This window comes from Actinomadura sp. NPDC047616 (genome assembly GCF_040642915.1).
Lineage (GTDB): Bacteria > Actinomycetota > Actinomycetes > Streptosporangiales > Streptosporangiaceae > Spirillospora > Spirillospora miaoliensis.
The window spans coordinates 12,624-29,085 of sequence record NZ_JBEYTB010000034.1; the positions used below are offsets into that span (position 1 = coordinate 12,624).

15 protein-coding genes are annotated in these 16,462 nt (G+C 73.4%); 6 read left to right on the forward strand and 9 right to left on the reverse strand.

Features of this window, described 5'->3' with window-relative positions; all coding sequences use genetic code 11:
- Nucleotides 1-3: 3 nt before the first annotated feature.
- From ABZ801_RS41140 to ABZ801_RS41170, 7 genes are all read right to left on the reverse strand, one after another.
- Nucleotides 4-837, reverse strand: coding sequence for a shikimate dehydrogenase (locus ABZ801_RS41140; RefSeq protein WP_360709280.1), 834 nt, complete (start codon nucleotides 835-837; stop codon nucleotides 4-6).
- Complete coding sequence (gene mltG, locus ABZ801_RS41145) at nucleotides 837-2,048, reverse strand: endolytic transglycosylase MltG (RefSeq protein WP_360709282.1); 1,212 nt, start codon at nucleotides 2,046-2,048, stop codon at nucleotides 837-839. The genes ABZ801_RS41140 and mltG overlap by 1 nt, the downstream gene beginning before the upstream one ends.
- Entirely contained in the window at nucleotides 2,045-2,503 is a 459-nt protein-coding gene (gene ruvX, locus ABZ801_RS41150) for a Holliday junction resolvase RuvX (RefSeq protein WP_344957889.1), read from the reverse strand. Before ruvX ends, mltG begins: the two co-directional genes overlap by 4 nt.
- Nucleotides 2,504-2,609: 106 nt before the next feature.
- Complete coding sequence (gene alaS, locus ABZ801_RS41155) at nucleotides 2,610-5,279, reverse strand: alanine--tRNA ligase (protein WP_360709286.1); 2,670 nt, start codon at nucleotides 5,277-5,279, stop codon at nucleotides 2,610-2,612.
- Nucleotides 5,280-5,281: 2 nt separating this feature from the next.
- The gene (locus ABZ801_RS41160; protein ID WP_344957885.1) at nucleotides 5,282-5,608 is read right to left on the reverse strand and encodes a DUF6167 family protein; all 327 of its coding nucleotides are present in this window, start codon (nucleotides 5,606-5,608) and stop codon (nucleotides 5,282-5,284) included.
- Nucleotides 5,605-6,036, reverse strand: a complete 432-nt coding sequence (locus ABZ801_RS41165) for a DUF948 domain-containing protein (protein ID WP_344957883.1) — start codon at nucleotides 6,034-6,036, stop codon at nucleotides 5,605-5,607. Before ABZ801_RS41165 ends, ABZ801_RS41160 begins: the two co-directional genes overlap by 4 nt.
- A gap of 273 nt (nucleotides 6,037-6,309) precedes the next feature.
- Complete coding sequence (locus ABZ801_RS41170) at nucleotides 6,310-7,587, reverse strand: replication-associated recombination protein A (protein ID WP_344957952.1); 1,278 nt, start codon at nucleotides 7,585-7,587, stop codon at nucleotides 6,310-6,312.
- A 462-nt stretch (nucleotides 7,588-8,049) separates the two neighbouring features.
- Here ABZ801_RS41170 and ABZ801_RS41175 point away from each other — a divergent pair, with 462 nt between their 5' ends.
- The 3 genes from ABZ801_RS41175 (at nucleotide 8,050) to ABZ801_RS41185 (ending at nucleotide 9,978) form a co-directional block, all read left to right on the forward strand.
- Nucleotides 8,050-8,499: a hypothetical protein gene (locus tag ABZ801_RS41175; protein WP_344957881.1), complete on the forward strand. Its 450-nt coding sequence runs from the start codon at nucleotides 8,050-8,052 to the stop codon at nucleotides 8,497-8,499.
- Between the two features lie 118 nt (nucleotides 8,500-8,617).
- A complete protein-coding gene (locus ABZ801_RS41180; protein ID WP_360709291.1) occupies nucleotides 8,618-9,286 on the forward strand; it encodes a DUF3105 domain-containing protein in 669 nt (222 codons plus the stop codon).
- Nucleotides 9,283-9,978, forward strand: coding sequence for a DUF305 domain-containing protein (locus ABZ801_RS41185; protein ID WP_360709294.1), 696 nt, complete (start codon nucleotides 9,283-9,285; stop codon nucleotides 9,976-9,978). Before ABZ801_RS41180 ends, ABZ801_RS41185 begins: the two co-directional genes overlap by 4 nt.
- A 149-nt stretch (nucleotides 9,979-10,127) precedes the next feature.
- Here ABZ801_RS41185 and ABZ801_RS41190 read toward each other — a convergent pair whose 3' ends face one another.
- A complete protein-coding gene (locus ABZ801_RS41190; RefSeq protein ID WP_360709297.1) occupies nucleotides 10,128-11,366 on the reverse strand; it encodes a DUF349 domain-containing protein in 1,239 nt (412 codons plus the stop codon).
- Between the two features lie 72 nt (nucleotides 11,367-11,438).
- Entirely contained in the window at nucleotides 11,439-12,170 is a 732-nt protein-coding gene (locus ABZ801_RS41195; RefSeq protein WP_360709300.1) for a peptidylprolyl isomerase, read from the reverse strand.
- Nucleotides 12,171-12,580: 410 nt separating this feature from the next.
- Here ABZ801_RS41195 and ABZ801_RS41200 point away from each other — a divergent pair, with 410 nt between their 5' ends.
- The 3 genes from ABZ801_RS41200 to aspS are packed head-to-tail and all read left to right on the forward strand — an operon-like array spanning nucleotide 12,581 to nucleotide 16,315.
- Nucleotides 12,581-13,276 (forward strand): MBL fold metallo-hydrolase, encoded by a 696-nt coding sequence (locus ABZ801_RS41200; protein ID WP_360709303.1) that lies wholly within the window; start codon nucleotides 12,581-12,583, stop codon nucleotides 13,274-13,276.
- Between the two features lie 13 nt (nucleotides 13,277-13,289).
- Nucleotides 13,290-14,558, forward strand: coding sequence for a histidine--tRNA ligase (gene hisS / locus ABZ801_RS41205; RefSeq protein ID WP_360709306.1), 1,269 nt, complete (start codon nucleotides 13,290-13,292; stop codon nucleotides 14,556-14,558).
- Nucleotides 14,555-16,315, forward strand: coding sequence for an aspartate--tRNA ligase (gene aspS / locus ABZ801_RS41210; protein ID WP_360709309.1), 1,761 nt, complete (start codon nucleotides 14,555-14,557; stop codon nucleotides 16,313-16,315). Before hisS ends, aspS begins: the two co-directional genes overlap by 4 nt.
- Nucleotides 16,316-16,462 lie beyond the last annotated feature (147 nt).

Here is a 16,462-nt window from a genome sequence, read left to right on the forward strand (position 1 = left end):
GCGTCAGGCGCCGTGGGAGACGCGGGCGCGGCGCAGCAGCTCGGCGCTTCCGGCGTCGCGCATCGCCTCGACCGGCACGTCGTCGCGTCCGGTCATCAGCCGCACCTGCCGTACGGCCTGGTGGACCAGCATGGGGAAGCCGTCGACGACCCGTGCGCCGGCGCTCTCGACCGTTCCGGTCAGCTCCGTCGGCCGCCCGTACGCCACGTCGAACAGGGCGGCGCCGGACCCGGCCACCAGCTCGGCGTAGGGGTCGGCGGCGCCCGCGGGCAGCGTCGACACCACCAGGTCGACGTCCAGCAGGGCGGGCAGCCGGTCGAGCGGGGCGACCTCGACGGCCAGGCCGAACCGCCGTCCGGCCTCGGCGGCGTCGCGGGCGCGTTCGGGGCGGCGCGCCGCGAGCCGCGTCCCGGTCACGCCGAGCTGCGCCAGCGCGGCCAGGGCGGACGCGGCCGTCGCGCCGCCGCCCAGCACCAGCACCGACGCGGCCTCGCCCAGCCCGGCCTCGGTGAGCGCGGTGACGATGCCGTACACGTCGGTGTTGTCGGCGTGCAGGCGGCCGTCGCGCGGCACGAGGGTGTTGGCGGCGCCCACCGTGGCCGCCAGGTCCGACACCGAGTCGGCCAGCGTCAGCGCCACGCGCTTGAGCGGCATGGTGAGCGACAGCCCGGCCCAGCCGGGACCGAGCCCGCCGAGGAGGGCGGGCAGGCCCTCCTCGGCGCACTCGACCGCGTCGTACGTCCAGTCGTCCAGGCCCATCGCGGCGTACGCCGCCCGGTGCAGCACCGGGGACAGCGAGTGCGCGATCGGGGAGCCCGCGACGAGGGCGTGCGGCACTAGTTCCCCCCGTTCCTCTCCAGGTACGCGTTCAGCTTGGCCCGCAGCCGGTTGAACTCGGCCTCGCTGTCGGCGTACTCGGTGATCCGGTTCTTGGGGTCGGTGGCGACGAACCACAGCCAGTCGCCCGGCTCGGGCTCGAACACCGCCCGGATGGCCGACTCGCCCGGGTTGGAGATCGCGCCCGGCGGCAGCCCCGCGTGCTGGTAGGTGTTGTACGGGCTCTGCGAGCGGATGTCCTCGTTGCTGGCCACGAACCCGAACTTGTTCAGCCCGTACAGCGTGGTGCTGTCGAACTTCAGGTACATCGGCTCGGGCTTGTGCTTCAGCCGGTTGTAGATCACCCGGGAGATCTTCGGCATGTCCGAGGGACGCCCGCTCTCGGCCTGGATCAGGCTGGCCATGGTGATCACCGAACCGGGGGACATGGGGATCTCGGCGGACTTGGCCTTGCCCTCCAGGTCCATCCGGTCGGCGGCTTGCTTGAACCGGTCCACCATCTGCTTGAGGATCTCCTGCGCCGACGCGTTGGGGTTCAGGTCGTAGCGTCCCGGCCACAGGTAGCCCTCGACGTTGCCCTTGGCGTACGACGGCAGGCCCAGCCCGCTCGGCTTGCGCAGCACCCGGGTGAACTCGGCCTGCGGGATGCCGGTCTTGCGGGACAGCTGCTGGACGACCTGGGTCGCGCGCAGCCCCTCGGGGATGGTGATCTGGTTGCCCGACCGCGACTTGGGGTCGAGCAGCAGCGCCATCGCCGCGGCCGACGACATCCGCTTGCGCATCTGGTAGAAGCCCGGCTGGATGGTGGACGCCTTGGGCTCCTTGCCGTACACCTGCACGAACGCGCGGGTGCTCTTGACCACGCCGTGGCCCTGCAGGGTGGCGGCGATGGACGAGCCGCTGTCGCCCTCCTTGATCTGGACCGTGACAGTGCCCGTGCCCGCGCCGTCGTAGTCCGGCGGATGCAGCCGGTGGTCCAGCCACGCGACGCCGAGCACTCCGCCGGTGCCGCCCACCGCCACCAGGAACGCCAGCGCGAACAGCACGGCGGCGCGGCTGTTGCGGCGCTTGCGGCGCTGCCGCCTGCGTGCCGTGCGCCGGTCGCGGCGGCCGGGCGGCGGTGCCTGCCGTCGTTGTTGTTGCTCCTCGTAGCCCTCGTGCCCTTGGGGGCGGTCCCCGTAGGGGTCGGAGAACAGATCCAAGTCGTTCATGAGCCTCCCCGGACGATCTCGCCTGGGGGGCGCCCCGTCAACCTTTCCCCGTCCAGGGCCGATTGCAACAGAACAGCGGCGGCCGTCTGGTCGACGACCTGCCGGCGTGCCCGGCCGCGCACGCCCCCCGCGCGCAGGCCGGTCTCCGCCGTGACGGTGGTGAGCCGCTCGTCGCAGAGCCGGACGGTGCCGGGGGCCAGCCGCCCGGCGAGCTCGGCGGCGAACCGCCGGGCCGCCTCGGCGGCGGGTCCCTCACGGCCCGACAGCGACGTGGGCAGGCCCACGACCACTTCGATGGCCTCGTTCTCCGCGGCGAGCGCGGCAAGGCGGTCCAGGTCGCCCTTGCCGCGCCGCACCGTCTCCAGTGGCGAGGCGAGTATGCCGGCGGGATCGCTGCGGGCGACGCCGATGCGGACGGTGCCCACGTCGATCCCGAGCCGGACGCCCTGCCTCATGGCCGTGCTCCGCTCCGCCGCGCACGGCGCTCCCGCGACCGGCGTCCCGGGTGACGCCCGCGGGCGCGGTGCGCGCCCATGCCGTGCCCTCGCGCGACCATGGCGCTCACGCGGCCCCTACGGCCCGTTCCACGGCGGCCAGCGCCTCGCCGACGGCGCCCGCGTTGGAGCCGCCGCCCTGGGCGAGGTCGTCCTTGCCGCCTCCGCCGCCGCCGAGCGCCTTGGCGGCCACGCCGACCAGCGCGCCCGCCTTCAGACCGCGCTCGCGCGCGCCCTCGGTGACGGCGACGACCACGACCGGACGGTCCTTGGGCACGCCCGTGACCATGACGACGGCGGGCCGGGCGGCCAGCCGTCCGCGCACGTCCACGGCGAGCTTGCGCAGGTCGTCGGCGCCGGTGCCGTCGGGCGCGCGGTGCCCGACGAACGCCACGCCGCCGATGTCCCTGGCGCCGTCGGCCAGCGAGCCGGCGACGGCCAGCACCTGCGCCGAGCGCAGCCGCTCCAGCTCCTTCTCGGCCTCGCGCAGCCGGGTCACCACGCCGGAGATCCGCTCGGGCAGCTCCTCCTTGCGCGCCTTCATCTGCTCGGCCAGCTGCGCGACCAGCACGCTCTCGCGGGCCAGGAAGCGGAAGGCGTCGATGCCGACCAGCGCCTCCACCCGGCGCACCCCGGCGCCGATGGACGACTCGCCGAGGATCTTGACCAGGCCGAGCTGCCCGGACCGGTGCACGTGGGTGCCGCCGCACAGCTCGCGCGAGTAGTCGCCGATCTCCACGACGCGGACCTCGTCGCCGTACTTCTCGCCGAACAGCGCCAGCGCGCCCATGGCCCGCGCCTGGTCGATGGAGGTGTGGAAGGCCCGCACGTCCAGGTCGTCCACCAGCACGGCGTTGACCTCGTCCTCGACGTCGCGCAGGACGCTGTGCGGCACGGCCCCGGCGGCGGTGAAGTCGAACCGGAACCGGCCCGGGGAGTTCTCCGAGCCCGCCTGCGCGGCCGACTCGCCGAGCGCGCGGCGGAACCCGGCGTGCACCATGTGGGTGGCCGAGTGCGACCGGGAGATCGCCCGGCGCCGGTCCACGTCGATCTCGGCGTAGGCGGCGTCGCCGACCTGGGCCTCGCCGCTGGCCACCACGCCGCGGTGCACGATCAGCCCGGCCAGCGGCGACTGCACGTCGCGGACCTCGATGACCGCGCCGTTGCCCAGCCGGATCGCGCCCTGGTCGGCGAGCTGGCCGCCGCCCTCGGCGTAGAACGGGGTGCGGTCGAGGACCGCCTCGACCTCGGTGCCCTCGCCCGCGGCGGGCACGCCCGCGCCGCCCACCAGCAGGCCGACCAGCCGGGCCTCGCCGGTGACGTTCTCGTAGCCGACGAAGTCGACCCGGCCGCCCGCGCTGGTGAGCAGCTCGTCCAGCACCGACACGTCCAGGTTGCCGGTCTTCTTCTCCGCCGCGTCGCGCTTGGCCCGCTCCCGCTGCTCGGCCATGAGCCGGCGGAAGCCCGCCTCGTCGACGCTCAGGCCCTGCTCGGCGGCCATCTCCAGGGTGAGGTCGATGGGGAAGCCGTAGGTGTCGTGCAGCTTGAACGCCTGCTCGCCCGGCAGCGTGGTGCCGCCCGCGCCGCGGGTCTCCGCCACCGCCGTGTCGAAGATCGCGGTGCCGGTGCGCAGGGTCGCCAGGAACGACTCCTCCTCGGCGTCGATCACCGTGTGGATGTTGGCGGCGGTGCGGACCAGCTCGGGGTACTGCTCGCCCATGGCGGAGATCGCCACGGCGGTCAGCTCGTGCATCAGCCCGGCGTCCTGGCCGCCCAGCAGCCGCAGGTTGCGGATGGAGCGGCGCAGGATGCGGCGCAGCACGTAGCCGCGGCCCTCGTTGCCGGGGCGGATGCCGTCGGCGACCATCATCGTGCCGCTGCGCACGTGGTCGGCGACGACCCGCAGGGACACGTCGGCGCGGGCGTCACGGCCGTACTTGGCGCCGGTCAGCCCGGCGGCGCGGTCGAGGATCTTCCGCAGGGTGTCGGTCTCGTAGATGTTGTCGACGCCCTGCAGGATCGCGGCCATGCGCTCCAGGCCCATGCCGGTGTCGATGTTCTTGGCGGGCAGGTCGCCCTCGACGTCGAAGTCGACCTTGCTGCGCACCGCCGCCAGCTGCGACTGCATGAACACCAGGTTCCAGACCTCGAGGTAGCGGTCCTCGTCGGCGACCGGCCCGCCCTCGCGGCCGTACTCGGGGCCGCGGTCGTAGTAGATCTCCGAGCAGGGGCCGCCGGGGCCGGGCACGCCCATGTGCCAGTAGTTGTCGGCCAGGCCGCGGCGCTGGATGCGCTCCAGCGGCACGCCGACCTTGGTGTGCCAGATGTCGGCGGCCTCGTCGTCGTCCTGGAAGACGGTGACCCACAGCCTGTCCTCGGGGAAGCCGAACCCGCCGTCGGACTGCGGCGTGGTCAGCAGCTCCCACGCGAAGGGGATCGCCCCCTCCTTGAAGTAGTCGCCGATGGAGAAGTTGCCCAGCATCTGGAAGAAGGTGGCGTGCCTGGTGGTCTTGCCGACCTCGTCGATGTCCGGGGTGCGCACGCACTTCTGGGCGCTGGTCATCCGCTGCGAGGGCGGGGTGCGCTGGCCGAGGAAGTACGGCTTGAACGGGACCATGCCGGCGTTCACCAGCAGCAGGGTCGGGTCCTCGGCGACCAGGCTGGCCGAGGGCACCACGGTGTGCCCGCGCCGTTCGAAGAACGAAAGGAAGCGGCGTGCGACTTCTGCCGACTCCATGATCAGTGGCCATCCTTGTCGTCGTCGATGATCGTGTAACGCGCCTTGAGCACCCGGCGCCGCCGGGTGGGGTCCGGCGCGGGGTCGATCGGCACGGTGTCGATCTGTACGGCCTCCCGCAGTTCCGCCTCACGGTTCCGCATCTCTCTACGGACGTCGTCGGCGAAATGCCTCAGCCGATCCCCCATGTCGTGTCCGGCGGTGACCGCGCGGGACGCCACGCCCTCGGGCGACCAGGTGCGCGCCAGGCGCTCCACCCGGCGCTTGACCCGGTGGCTGGCGTAGATGCCGGCACCCGCGCCGACCGAGAGCCAGAACAGCCGTTTCATCGCCCGCGCCCCCTGCTCCTGGCGCCGTTGCGGGAGGGAGCGGGCGTCAGCTCGGACCGTCCCGTGGCGCGGCCCTCCTCGGAGCGGGCGGCCAGCGCCTTGCGGACCCCGTAGGAGAACGCCGCCGCCTTCACCAGCGGGCCGCCCACCACGGACGTCATCACGGTGGTGACGGCCGAGACGTTCTGGGTGACCCCCGCGACCTGCTTGGTGATCACGTCGGTGCGGCCGAGCTGCTCGTTGGCGCGGCGCACCGTGCGGGTCATGTCCTCCATGAGCGGACCGGCCTGGTCGGCGATGTCGGCGACCAGGTCGCCGGCCTCGCGCAGGAGCCGGGCGAGCCGCAGCAGCGTGTAGGCGAGGAAGGAGACGAGCACGGCCCAGAACACGGCCACGATGAGGCCCGCGAGCTGTCCACCTGTGAGCATCAGGACTTCCGTTCGCTGTGTCTTTCGGGCTGGCTGGTCCGGTCTGACAGACCTTACCGTGGGCACCGGTCAGGGAGACGCGGGTGCGCGGCCGCCGGGGGCGCGCAACGCGGCCGTCCGCCGCGGGCGGGCGGGGCGCCGCGGTCCCAGTGTGACCGGGGTGTCGCACGGCAGGTTATCGGGCAAACACCGGCGATGCCCGAATGAATCCCTACATCGCGTCGACGGAGGCGCCCGGGGGCGGCGGGGGCCGCCTCGGTGAGGGCGGCGGGGTCAGCGGGCGTCGGGCGGCGTGTCGCGGGCGCGGCCGCGCAGCACGGAGCGGATGCGGTCGACGATCTCCGAGAAGCGGGCCTCGGCGCCGTAGCGGGTGGGCCGGTAGTACTCGCGTCCGCGCACCGCGTCGGGCGCGTACTGCTGGCGCACCACGCCGCCGGGGTAGTTGTGGGCGTACTTGTAGCCCTCCCCGTGCCCGATCTTGGCGGCGCCCTTGTAGTGGGCGTCGCGCAGGTGGGCGGGCACGGGCCCGACCAGGCCGCGGCGGACGTCGCCGATCGCCTCGTCCACGGCGGTGATCACGGCGTTGGACTTGGGCGCGACGGCCAGGTGGATCACGGCCTGGGCCAGGTTGATGCGGGCCTCGGGCAGCCCGACGAACTCCACGGCCTGCGCGGCGGCGACGGCGGTCTGCAGCGCGGTGGGGTCGGCCATGCCGACGTCCTCGCTGGCGTGCACGATCAGCCGCCGGGCGATGAACCGGGCGTCCTCCCCCGCCTCCAGCATGCGGGCCAGGTAGTGCAGGGCCGCGTCGACGTCGCTGCCGCGGATGCTCTTGATGAACGCGCTGATGACGTCGTAGTGCTGGTCGCCCTCGCGGTCGTAGCGCACCGCGGCCCGGTCGACCGCCTTCTCCAGCACCTCGACGGTGATCGGCTGCCCGTCCCCGGCGACCAGGGCGGCGGCCTCCAGGTAGGTCAGGGCGCGCCGGGCGTCGCCGCCGGCCAGGCGGATGAGGTGGTCCTCGGCGGGGGCGTCCAGCGTGGTCGCCCCGGCCAGGCCGCGTTCGTCGGCCAGCGCGCGGCGCACCACCTCGCGCAGGTCGTCCTCGCCGAGCGGCTCCAGGGTGAGCAGCAGCGACCGCGACAGCAGCGGGCTGATCACCGAGAAGAACGGGTTCTCGGTGGTGGCGCCGATGAACGAGACCCAGCGGTTCTCCACCGCGGGCAGCAGCGCGTCCTGCTGGGCCTTGTTGAAGCGGTGCACCTCGTCGACGAACAGGACGGTCTGCCGCCCGGTCATGCCCAGCTCGCGGCGGGCCAGGTCGATCTCGGCGCGGACCCGTTTGACGCCGTCGGTCACCGCGGAGATCTCCACGAAGCGGCGGCTGGTGACGCGGCTGACCACGGTGGCCAGGGTGGTCTTGCCGGTGCCGGGCGGCCCCCACAGCACCAGCGACATGGGCTGGTCGCGGTCGACGAGCTGGCGGATCGGCGTGCCCGGGCCCAGCAGGTGCGACTGCCCGACCACCTCGTCCAGGCCGCGCGGGCGCATCCGCACCGCCAGCGGCTCCCGGCCGTCGGCCGGGCCCGCGCCCGCCGCACTCGCGGCGGCCGGTCCGGCGGCGGCCGGTTCGGCCACGCGACCGCCGGTGATCTCCTCCAGCGGGTCGTCGAAAAGCCCCTCCGGCTGGTCCGGTCGCGCCCTGCTCACCTTCCGAACACTATCTCGCCGGACCGACATCTCCGGCAGGACTCCGACCGCCTCGGGCGGGGGCGGACGGTTCCCGGCACCGCCGCCCGGAATGACGGTACCGTTCCGATATCAACCGATCCGGCACCCGCGTCCCGGGGAACTCGGCACCGCGGCGCGGCGTTGGGTGCTTGGCCAGGTTCGTCAAGCCGGTCTATTTGGCCAGCTCGGTGAGGTCTGGCCGGTTCGGTCAGGTTGGTCGTGTTGGTCGTGTCGGTCGCGTCGAGCGCCGTGATCGCGTTGGCATCGCCCGGAGGTGAATCGGTGACCCGTACGGCGGCCGCCGCCTCGCAGCGGCGCCACGGGCTGGCCGGCCTGCTCGTGGCGTTGTTCGTGGTGGCCGGGCTCGTCTCCAGCTACGGGCTGGGGCACGGGGCGCCGCTGCGCGTGTGCACCCAGCACGCCCTGTCGGTGCCGTCCGAGGTCGCCGACGCGCTGGCCGGCGGCCCGCCGGAACAGGCGCACCCCGCGCATCCGGCGGCGACGCCTCTGGCGACGACGCTGAAGGCCCCGGTCGACCTGCCTCCGCTGAGCCCCGCCCACGCGTGCCTGTGCCTCGCCGTGCTGATCAGCCTGCTGACGCTCGCGCTGGCCGTGGGACGGCGTCCCATGCGCGCGCTTTTGGCGCCCCGTGGGCACAGGGTCCTCGCCCCACAGGCGACCGGCCCGCCCTCCCCGCCTTCACTCGCTTCTCTCCAGGTTCTGAGGCTGTGACGGCCCGGCCGTAGGAGCCAGGGCCTTCCCCGCTCGCCGCGCTTGCCGTGCGGCCCTGCCGCCCTACGGCCATGTCGCCGTTCCTGCCTCATCCCAGTTCCCTTGGAGAGACCCCCGAATGTCCAAGAGCGCCCGTACACGGGCCCGCAACCAGAACCAGCAGAAGAACCAGCAGAACCGCAACCGCGCACCGCAGGCGCGCAACCGCAACCAGAAGAACGTGCTCACCAAGCGGGAGGTCCCGTGGGGAGGCATCGTCTTCTTCACGGTGATCGGCGTCGTGGCGGTGGTGGCCATCGCGTTCGCCTTCATGCAGACCCGGGAGCCGTCCGCCTCGGAGGCGGCGGCGATCTCCGGTGTGGTGCAGAAGGAGAACCTGAGCCGCGACCACACCGGCGGGGCCGTGCAGTACGACACCAACCCGCCCATGGGCGGCGCCCACGACCCCGTCTGGCAGAACTGCGACGGACGGGTCTACGACCAGCCGCTGCGCAACGAGAACGCCGTCCACTCCCTGGAGCACGGCGCGGTGTGGATCACCTACCGTCCCGGCCTGGCCGGCGACCAGCTCGACCGGCTCAAGGACAAGGTGGACGGCACCGACTACACGCTGCTGAGCCCGTATCCGAACCTGGACGCCCCCATCGTCCTCAGCGCGTGGGGCAAGCAGCTGAAGGTGCAGGACGCCTCCGACTCGCGGATCGACGCGTTCCTGCGCGCCTACGTGAAGGGCCCGCAGACCCCCGAGCCGGGCGCCGCCTGCAACGGCGCCAAGGACACCCCGTGAGCGACGCCGAGACCGGCACGGCCGTCCGCCCGCCCCGGCAGGAGCGGGCGGACGGCCCGTCCGGCACCACCGGCGCACGCCGCGTCACCGTCGTGCTGGCGGTGCTGGTGCTGCTGACGGCGGCGGTGCTGGTCGCCCTAGCGATGCGGCGGTCCGGCCACCCCGGCACCGACTCGGCGGAGGCGGGGTTCGCCCGCGACATGAGCACCCACCACGCCCAGGCCGTGCGGATGTCGTTCATCGTCCGCGACCGCACCGACGACGAGCCGGTGCGGCTGCTGGCGTACGACATCATCACCACCCAGCAGGCGCAGATCGGCATGATGACCGCCTGGCTGGACGAATGGGGCCTGCCCAAGACCGACCCGGCCGGCCACATGCGCTGGATGGGCGGGCACCACGGCGGCGCCTCGCCCGCCCCGGGAGCCGGCGCCGACGGGGCCGTCATGCCGGGCATGGCGACGCGCACGCAGCTGCGGGAACTGGAGGCGGCATCCGGGCGCGACGCCGAGATCCGCTACCTGCGGCTGATGATCGTGCACCACCGGGCGGGCGTGGACATGGCCCGCGCCGTCCTGGAGCGGACCGACCGTCCCCGGGTCCGCAGCCTGGCCCGGAGCATGGTGGACGGGCAGCAGTCGGAGATCACCCTGATGACCCGCATGCTCACCGAACGCGGCGCCACCCCCTGACCGCCGGCGCGGCCCCCGCCCGGGGGCCGCGCCGCGCACGTCACGTCACGCCGCGTGTTCCGAGCCGCCGCGCGGACCGGCAGGCACCAGAAGGCCGCGACCGCGCCCGGCCGCCCGCCAAGGCCGCCGTCAGGGCTCGACGCGGGGCGTCAGCGGGAGAACTCGGCCAGGGTGCGCTCGGCCTCCTCCAGCCAGGCGCGGCGGGCCGTCAGGGCCTCCTCGGCCTCCTTGACGTCCTTGCCCCGCCCGGCGTCGCGGGCCTTGGCCAGCCGCTTCTCCAGCTGGTCGATGGAGCTGCGCAGCTGCGCCACCGTCGCCTCGGCGCGCGCCCGCGCCTCGGGGTTGGTGCGCCGCCACTCGGCCTCCTCGGCGCCGCGCACCGCCTCCTCGATCTTGCGCAGCCGCCCCTCCAGGCGGTCGCGCTGGTCGCGCGGCACCGGGCCGATCGCCTCCCAGCGCTCCTGGATCGACCGCAGCGACTGCCGCGCGGCCCGCACGTCGCCGACCGGCACCAGCCGCTCGGCCTCGGCCAGCAGCTTGTCCTTCTCGTCGGCGTGCACCCGCAGCTCGGCGTCGCGTTCGGCGAACGCGGCGTTGCGGGCGTGGAAGAACACGTCCTGGGCCGCCTTGAAGCGGGCCCACAGGTCCTCCTCCACGTCCCGGGCCGCCCGCCCCGCCAGCTTCCAGCGGCGCATCAGGTCCCGGTAGGCGGCGGCGGTCTCGCCCCAGTCGGTGGACTCCTGCATGGCCTCGGCCTCGGCGACCAGGCGCTCCTTCTCCCGCCGGGCCTCCTCGCGCTGGTCGTCCAGCGAGGCGAAGTAGGCCTTGCGGCGCTTGGTGAAGGCGTTGCGCGCCGCCGACAGCCGCTTCCACAGCGCGGTCTCGGTGGGCCGGTCGACCCGCTCGGCCGCCTTCCACTCCTCCACCAGCTGGCGCAGCCGCTCGCCGCCGTGCTTCCAGTGCGTCTCCTCGGCGGCGATGCGCTCGGCCTCGGCGACGATCCGCTCCTTGATCACGCGGGCCTCGCCGCGGGCGTGCTCGCGCGCCGCCCGGACCTCCTCGCGGCGCCGGCCCACCTCCTCGCCCAGCACGTCGAGGCGGCGCAGCAGCGCGTCGAGGTCACCGACCGCGTGGGCGTCGCTCACCGCCTCGCGCAGCCGCTGGATGCTGTGCTGGGCCTGGCCCGGCTGCAGGTCGGTGGTGCGCACCCGCTGCTCCAGCAGGCCCACCTCGGTGACCAGAGCGTCGTACTTGCGCCGGAAGTAGGCCAGGGCCTCCTCCGGGGCGCCGGCCTGCCACGATCCGACGACCCGCTCACCGCCCGCGGTCCGCACATAGACGGTGCCGTCCTCGTCCACCCGGCCCCAGGGATCGGTCGCGCTGGACACCCTTGCCTCCTGAATCACGGTCCGATCGTGCTCACACTCACCGGACCCTCCACACCTTAGTATCCCGTTCGCCTAATTCCCGGCGATCGCGACGTCCTGGATCGTCACCTTTGTCTTCGGCTTACCGTCACCCTGCGGCTCGGACCCGCCCTTGGCGATCTTTTCGAGCACGTCCATCCCCGAGGTGATCTTGCCGAACACCGTGTAGTCGGCGGGCAGATCGTTGGAATCGGCGTACACGATGAAGAACTGGCTGCCGTTGGTGTCCGGGCCGGAGTTGGCCATCGCCAGGGTGCCCTTGACGTACTTGGCGCCCTCGGTGTTCTCGTTGGCGAACTGGTAGCCCGGGCCGCCCGTGCCGTCCCCCTTGGGGTCGCCGCACTGCAGGACGTTCAGCCCGCCGCTGGTCAGCCGGTGGCAGTCGGTCTTGTCGAAGTAGTTCTTCTGGGCCAGGAAGGCGAAGGAGTTGACGGTGCAGGGGGCCTTCGCGCCGTCCAGCTCCATCTCCACCTTCCCCTGGCTGGTGTCCAGGGTCGCCTTGACGGCCTTCTCGTACGCGGGCTCGGCGGGCGGCTTGCCGACGTTCTTGGCCGCCTTCCCCTGGGCGGCGTCGTAGGCGCACCTCAGCGGGTCGGGCCGGGTCGCCGCCACGATGACCGCCGCGCCCGCGGCCACGACCGCCACGGCCACCACCGCTCCGACGATCTTCACGCGGCGGGCCCGGGCCTGCTCGGCCCTGCGGCGCTGCTGCTGCCGCTCGTAGCGCTGCCGCGCGAGTTGCTTCTTGCGGTCCTTCCCCGCCACGTGCCTGCCCCTCCTGGTGATGCGGATCCGTTGCGTCGAACCGTCCGCCCCGCCCCCGACGCGCCGGGCCGAGGATGTGATCAGGGGAACGTGCAGCGCATAGTAGCGGTACCGGCATATGGCCCGTGTATGGTCAAGCCCCCCGCACGCGACCTCCCTCACCCGGACCCGCCCGCCGGCGGTCCCGCCGGGCCCGCCGCGGCCCGGCGACACGGCGAACGACCGATCTCGTTCGCGATGCCCCTGGCCTCGCCGGTACCCTCGAAACGCCGCCGCCTGCGCCGCCGGGCCGCCCGGCCGGACGATCCCACGGACGCCCGCCCCGGACGACCCGCCGCGACGGGCGGCCGGGCACGGCCCCGCCGGCGACGGCGCGGGCCGGCACCACAGGCTCGAAGGGAAGGACGACCGTGCTCGTCGCCGGGTTCCCCGCAGGATCATTCGCCGCGAACTGCTACGTCGTGGCGCCCGCCGCGGGCGAGGAGTGCGTGATCGTCGATCCCGGCCAGGACGCCGAGGCCGGCATCGACGAGCTGCTGCGCGAGCACCGGCTGAAGCCGGTCGCCGTCCTGCTCACGCACGGCCATCTCGACCACGTCTGGTCGGTGGCGCCGGTGTGCGGCGCCAAGGACGTGCCCGCCTACGTCCATCCGGACGACCGCGACCTGCTCACCGACCCCGCCAAGGGCCTGGCCCTGGGTCCCGGGCAGCAGCTGTTCGGCGGGCTCGAACTCACCGAGCCCGACGACGTGCGCGAGCTGTCGGACGGCGCGGTGATCGAGCTGGCCGGGCTGCGCCTCACCGTGGACCACGCGCCGGGCCACACGCCGGGATCGGTGACGTTCCGCACGCCCGCCGCGGGCGACGTGCCCGACGTGATCTTCACCGGCGACCTGCTGTTCGCCGGCTCCATCGGGCGCACCGACCTGCCGGGCGGCTCCTACGAGCAGATCCAGGAGAGCCTGTCGCGGGTCTGCCTGACGCTGCCGGACGAGACCGCCGTCCTGCCCGGCCACGGCCCGCAGACCACCATCGGCCGCGAACGCGCGACCAACCCGTTCCTGGCGGAGCTGGCGCCCGCCGAGGGTCCCCGCACGGGGATGTGACCCAATAAGGATCATGAGTTCGAGCTTCCAGGCCCCCAAGGGGGTCAGTGAGTACGTCCCGCCGCGTGCGGACCTGCTGCAGGCCGTCCGGCAGCGGTTCGCCGAGCAGGCCCGGCTGGCCGGATACGGCTACCTGGAGCTGGCGGTCTTCGAGGACACCAACCTGTTCCGGCGCGGTGTCGGCGAGTCCACCGACGTGGTCAGCAAGGAGATGTACACCTTCACCGACCGCGGCGGACGCTCCCTGACGCTGCGCCCGGAGTTCACCGCCGGGGTGCTGCGCGCCGTCCTGGAGCACGGCCTGCACAAGCGCGGCGGGCTGCCGGTCAAGGTGTGGACGACCGGCCCGGCGTTCCGCGCCGAACGGCCCCAGCAGGGCCGCTACCGGCAGTTCTACCAGCTCGACCTGGAGGCGATCGGCAGCGAGGACCCGCAGGTCGACGCCGAGACCATCGCGATCGCCTGGAACTGGTACCGCTCGCTCGGGCTGACGCGGGTGCGGCTGCTGCTCAACTCGCTGGGGTGCCGCGAGTGCCGCCCCGCCTACCGCGCCCGCCTGCAGGAGTTCCTGCGCGGCCTGGACCTGGACGAGGCCACCCGCGCCCGCATCGAGATCAACCCGCTGCGGGTGCTGGACGACAAGCGGCCCGAGGTCCGCGCCCAGCTCGCCGGCGCGCCGCTGATGGCCGACCACCTGTGCGCGGCCTGCAAGACCCACCACGACCGGGTCCGCGGCCTGCTGGCCGACCTGGGCATCGCCTGGGAGGACACGCCGACGCTGGTGCGCGGCCTGGACTACTACACCCGCACCACCTACGAGTTCGACCACCCGCTGCTGGGCGCCCAGTCGGGCATCGGCGGCGGCGGACGCTACGACGGGCTGTCGGAGGACATCGGCGGCCCGCCGCTGCCGGGCATCGGGTTCGGCCTCGGCCTGGACCGCACCCTGCTCGCACTGGAGGCCGAAGGGGCCGGGTTCACCGCGCCGCCGCGCTGCCAGGTGTTCGGCGTCGCCCTCGGCGAGGAGGCCGAACGCAGGGTGTTCGGCCTGATCGCCGAGCTGCGCGCCGCGGGCGTGGCGGCGGACATGGCCTACGGCGGCAAGAAGCTGAAGGGCGCCATGAAGGACGCCGACCGTTCCGGCGCCCGGTACGCCGTGATCCTCGGCGAGCGAGATATCGCCGCCGGGTCCGTCCAGCTGAAGGACCTGGCCGGCGGCGACCAGACCGCCGTACCGCTCACCGAGATCGTCACGACGTTGAGGGAGAGGCTCGCACGATGATCCGCTCGCACGAGGCGGGGACGCTCCGCCGGGAGCACGCCGGCCGGCAGGTCACGCTGGCCGGCTGGGTGGCCCGCCGCCGCGACCACGGCGGGGTCACGTTCATCGACCTGCGCGACGCGTCCGGCGTCGCGCAGGTGGTCTTCCGTGAGGAGGACACCGCGCACGACCTGCGCTCGGAGTACTGCGTCAAGATCACCGGCGAGGTGCGGGTGCGCCCGGCCGGCAACGAGAACCCCGAGCTGCCCACCGGCGACGTCGAGGTCGCCGCCACCGACATCGAGGTGCTGTCGGAGTCCGCGCCGCTGCCGTTCCCGATCGAGGGGGACGCCAACGTCAACGAGGAGGTCCGGCTCAAGTACCGTTACCTCGACATCCGCCGCGACGCCGTCGCCCGCGCCGTGCGGATCCGCTCCCAGGCGTCGTTCGTGGTGCACGACGTCATGCGCGAGCACGGGTTCGTCAACGTCGAGACGCCCACGCTGACCCGCTCGACGCCCGAGGGCGCCCGCGACTTCCTGGTGCCCGTCCGGCTCCAGCCGGGCCACTGGTACGCGCTGCCGCAGTCGCCGCAGCTGTTCAAGCAGCTGCTCATGGTGGCGGGCACGGAGCGGTACTACCAGATCGCCCGCTGCTACCGCGACGAGGACTTCCGCGCCGACCGGCAGCCGGAGTTCACCCAGATCGACATCGAGATGTCGTTCGTCACCCAGGAAGACGTGCTGCGGGTCGCCGAGGATCTGGTCGCCCGGCTGTGGAAGGACATCGCCGGGTACGAGATCCCACGGCCCATCCCGCACCTCACCTACGCCGAGGCGATGGCGCGGTACGGCTCGGACAAGCCCGACCTGCGGTTCGGCCAAGAGCTGACCGACATGACGGAGTACTTCTCCGGCACGTCCTTCCGCGTCTTCCAGGCCCCGTACGTGGGCGCCGTGGTGATGCCGGGCGGCGCGTCCCAGACCCGCAAGGAGCTGGACGCCTGGCAGGACTGGGCCAAGGCCCGCGGCGCGCGCGGGCTGGCCTACGTGCTGGTGCAGCAGGACGGGACACTGGGCGGCCCGGTCGCCAAGAACCTGTCGGACGCCGAGAAGGAGGGCCTGGCCGCCAAGGTCGGCGCCGCCCCCGGCGACGCGGTGTTCTTCGCCGCGGGCCGTCCGCAGGACTCCCGCGAGCTGCTGGGCGCCGCCCGCCTGGAGATCGGCCGCCGCTGCGGCCTGATCGACGAGTCGGCCTGGGCGTTCGCCTGGGTGGTCGACGCCCCGGTGTTCGAGCCGCTGTACGACGAGAAGGGCGAGCAGATCGGCTGGACGCCCGTCCACCACCCGTTCACCGCGCCCAAGCCCGAGTTCGCCGACGACTTCCAGGACCGTCCGGGCGAGGCCCTCGCCAACGCCTACGACCTGGTCTGCAACGGCTACGAGATCGGCGGCGGCTCCATCCGTATCCACCGGGCCGAGATGCAGCAGCGGGTGTTCGACGTGCTCGGCATGACCAAGGAGGAGGCCGAGTCCAAGTTCGGCTGGCTCCTGGAGGCGTTCAAGTACGGCCCGCCGCCGCACGGCGGCATCGCGTTCGGCTGGGACCGCGTCGTGATGCTCCTGGCGGGCGGCGACTCGATCCGCGACGTGATCGCCTTCCCGAAGGCCGCGTCCGGCTTCGACCCCCTCACCTCGGCCCCCACGACCATCACCCCGCAGCAGCGGGCCGAGGCCGGCATCGACGTCATCCCCGAAGAGGAAGAGTCCCAGTCCTGAACCAGAAGGGCGGCCGGCGCCGAGGCGCCCGCCGCCCGTGTGGTTAATGTCTGGGGCACTTACAGATGGGGGGTGACGTCGCTGCCGGCCACGGCCCCCTGCGGGGGGGTGGTTGTGGGGGGGGGCGAGGTGTGGGGGTCGAAGCCG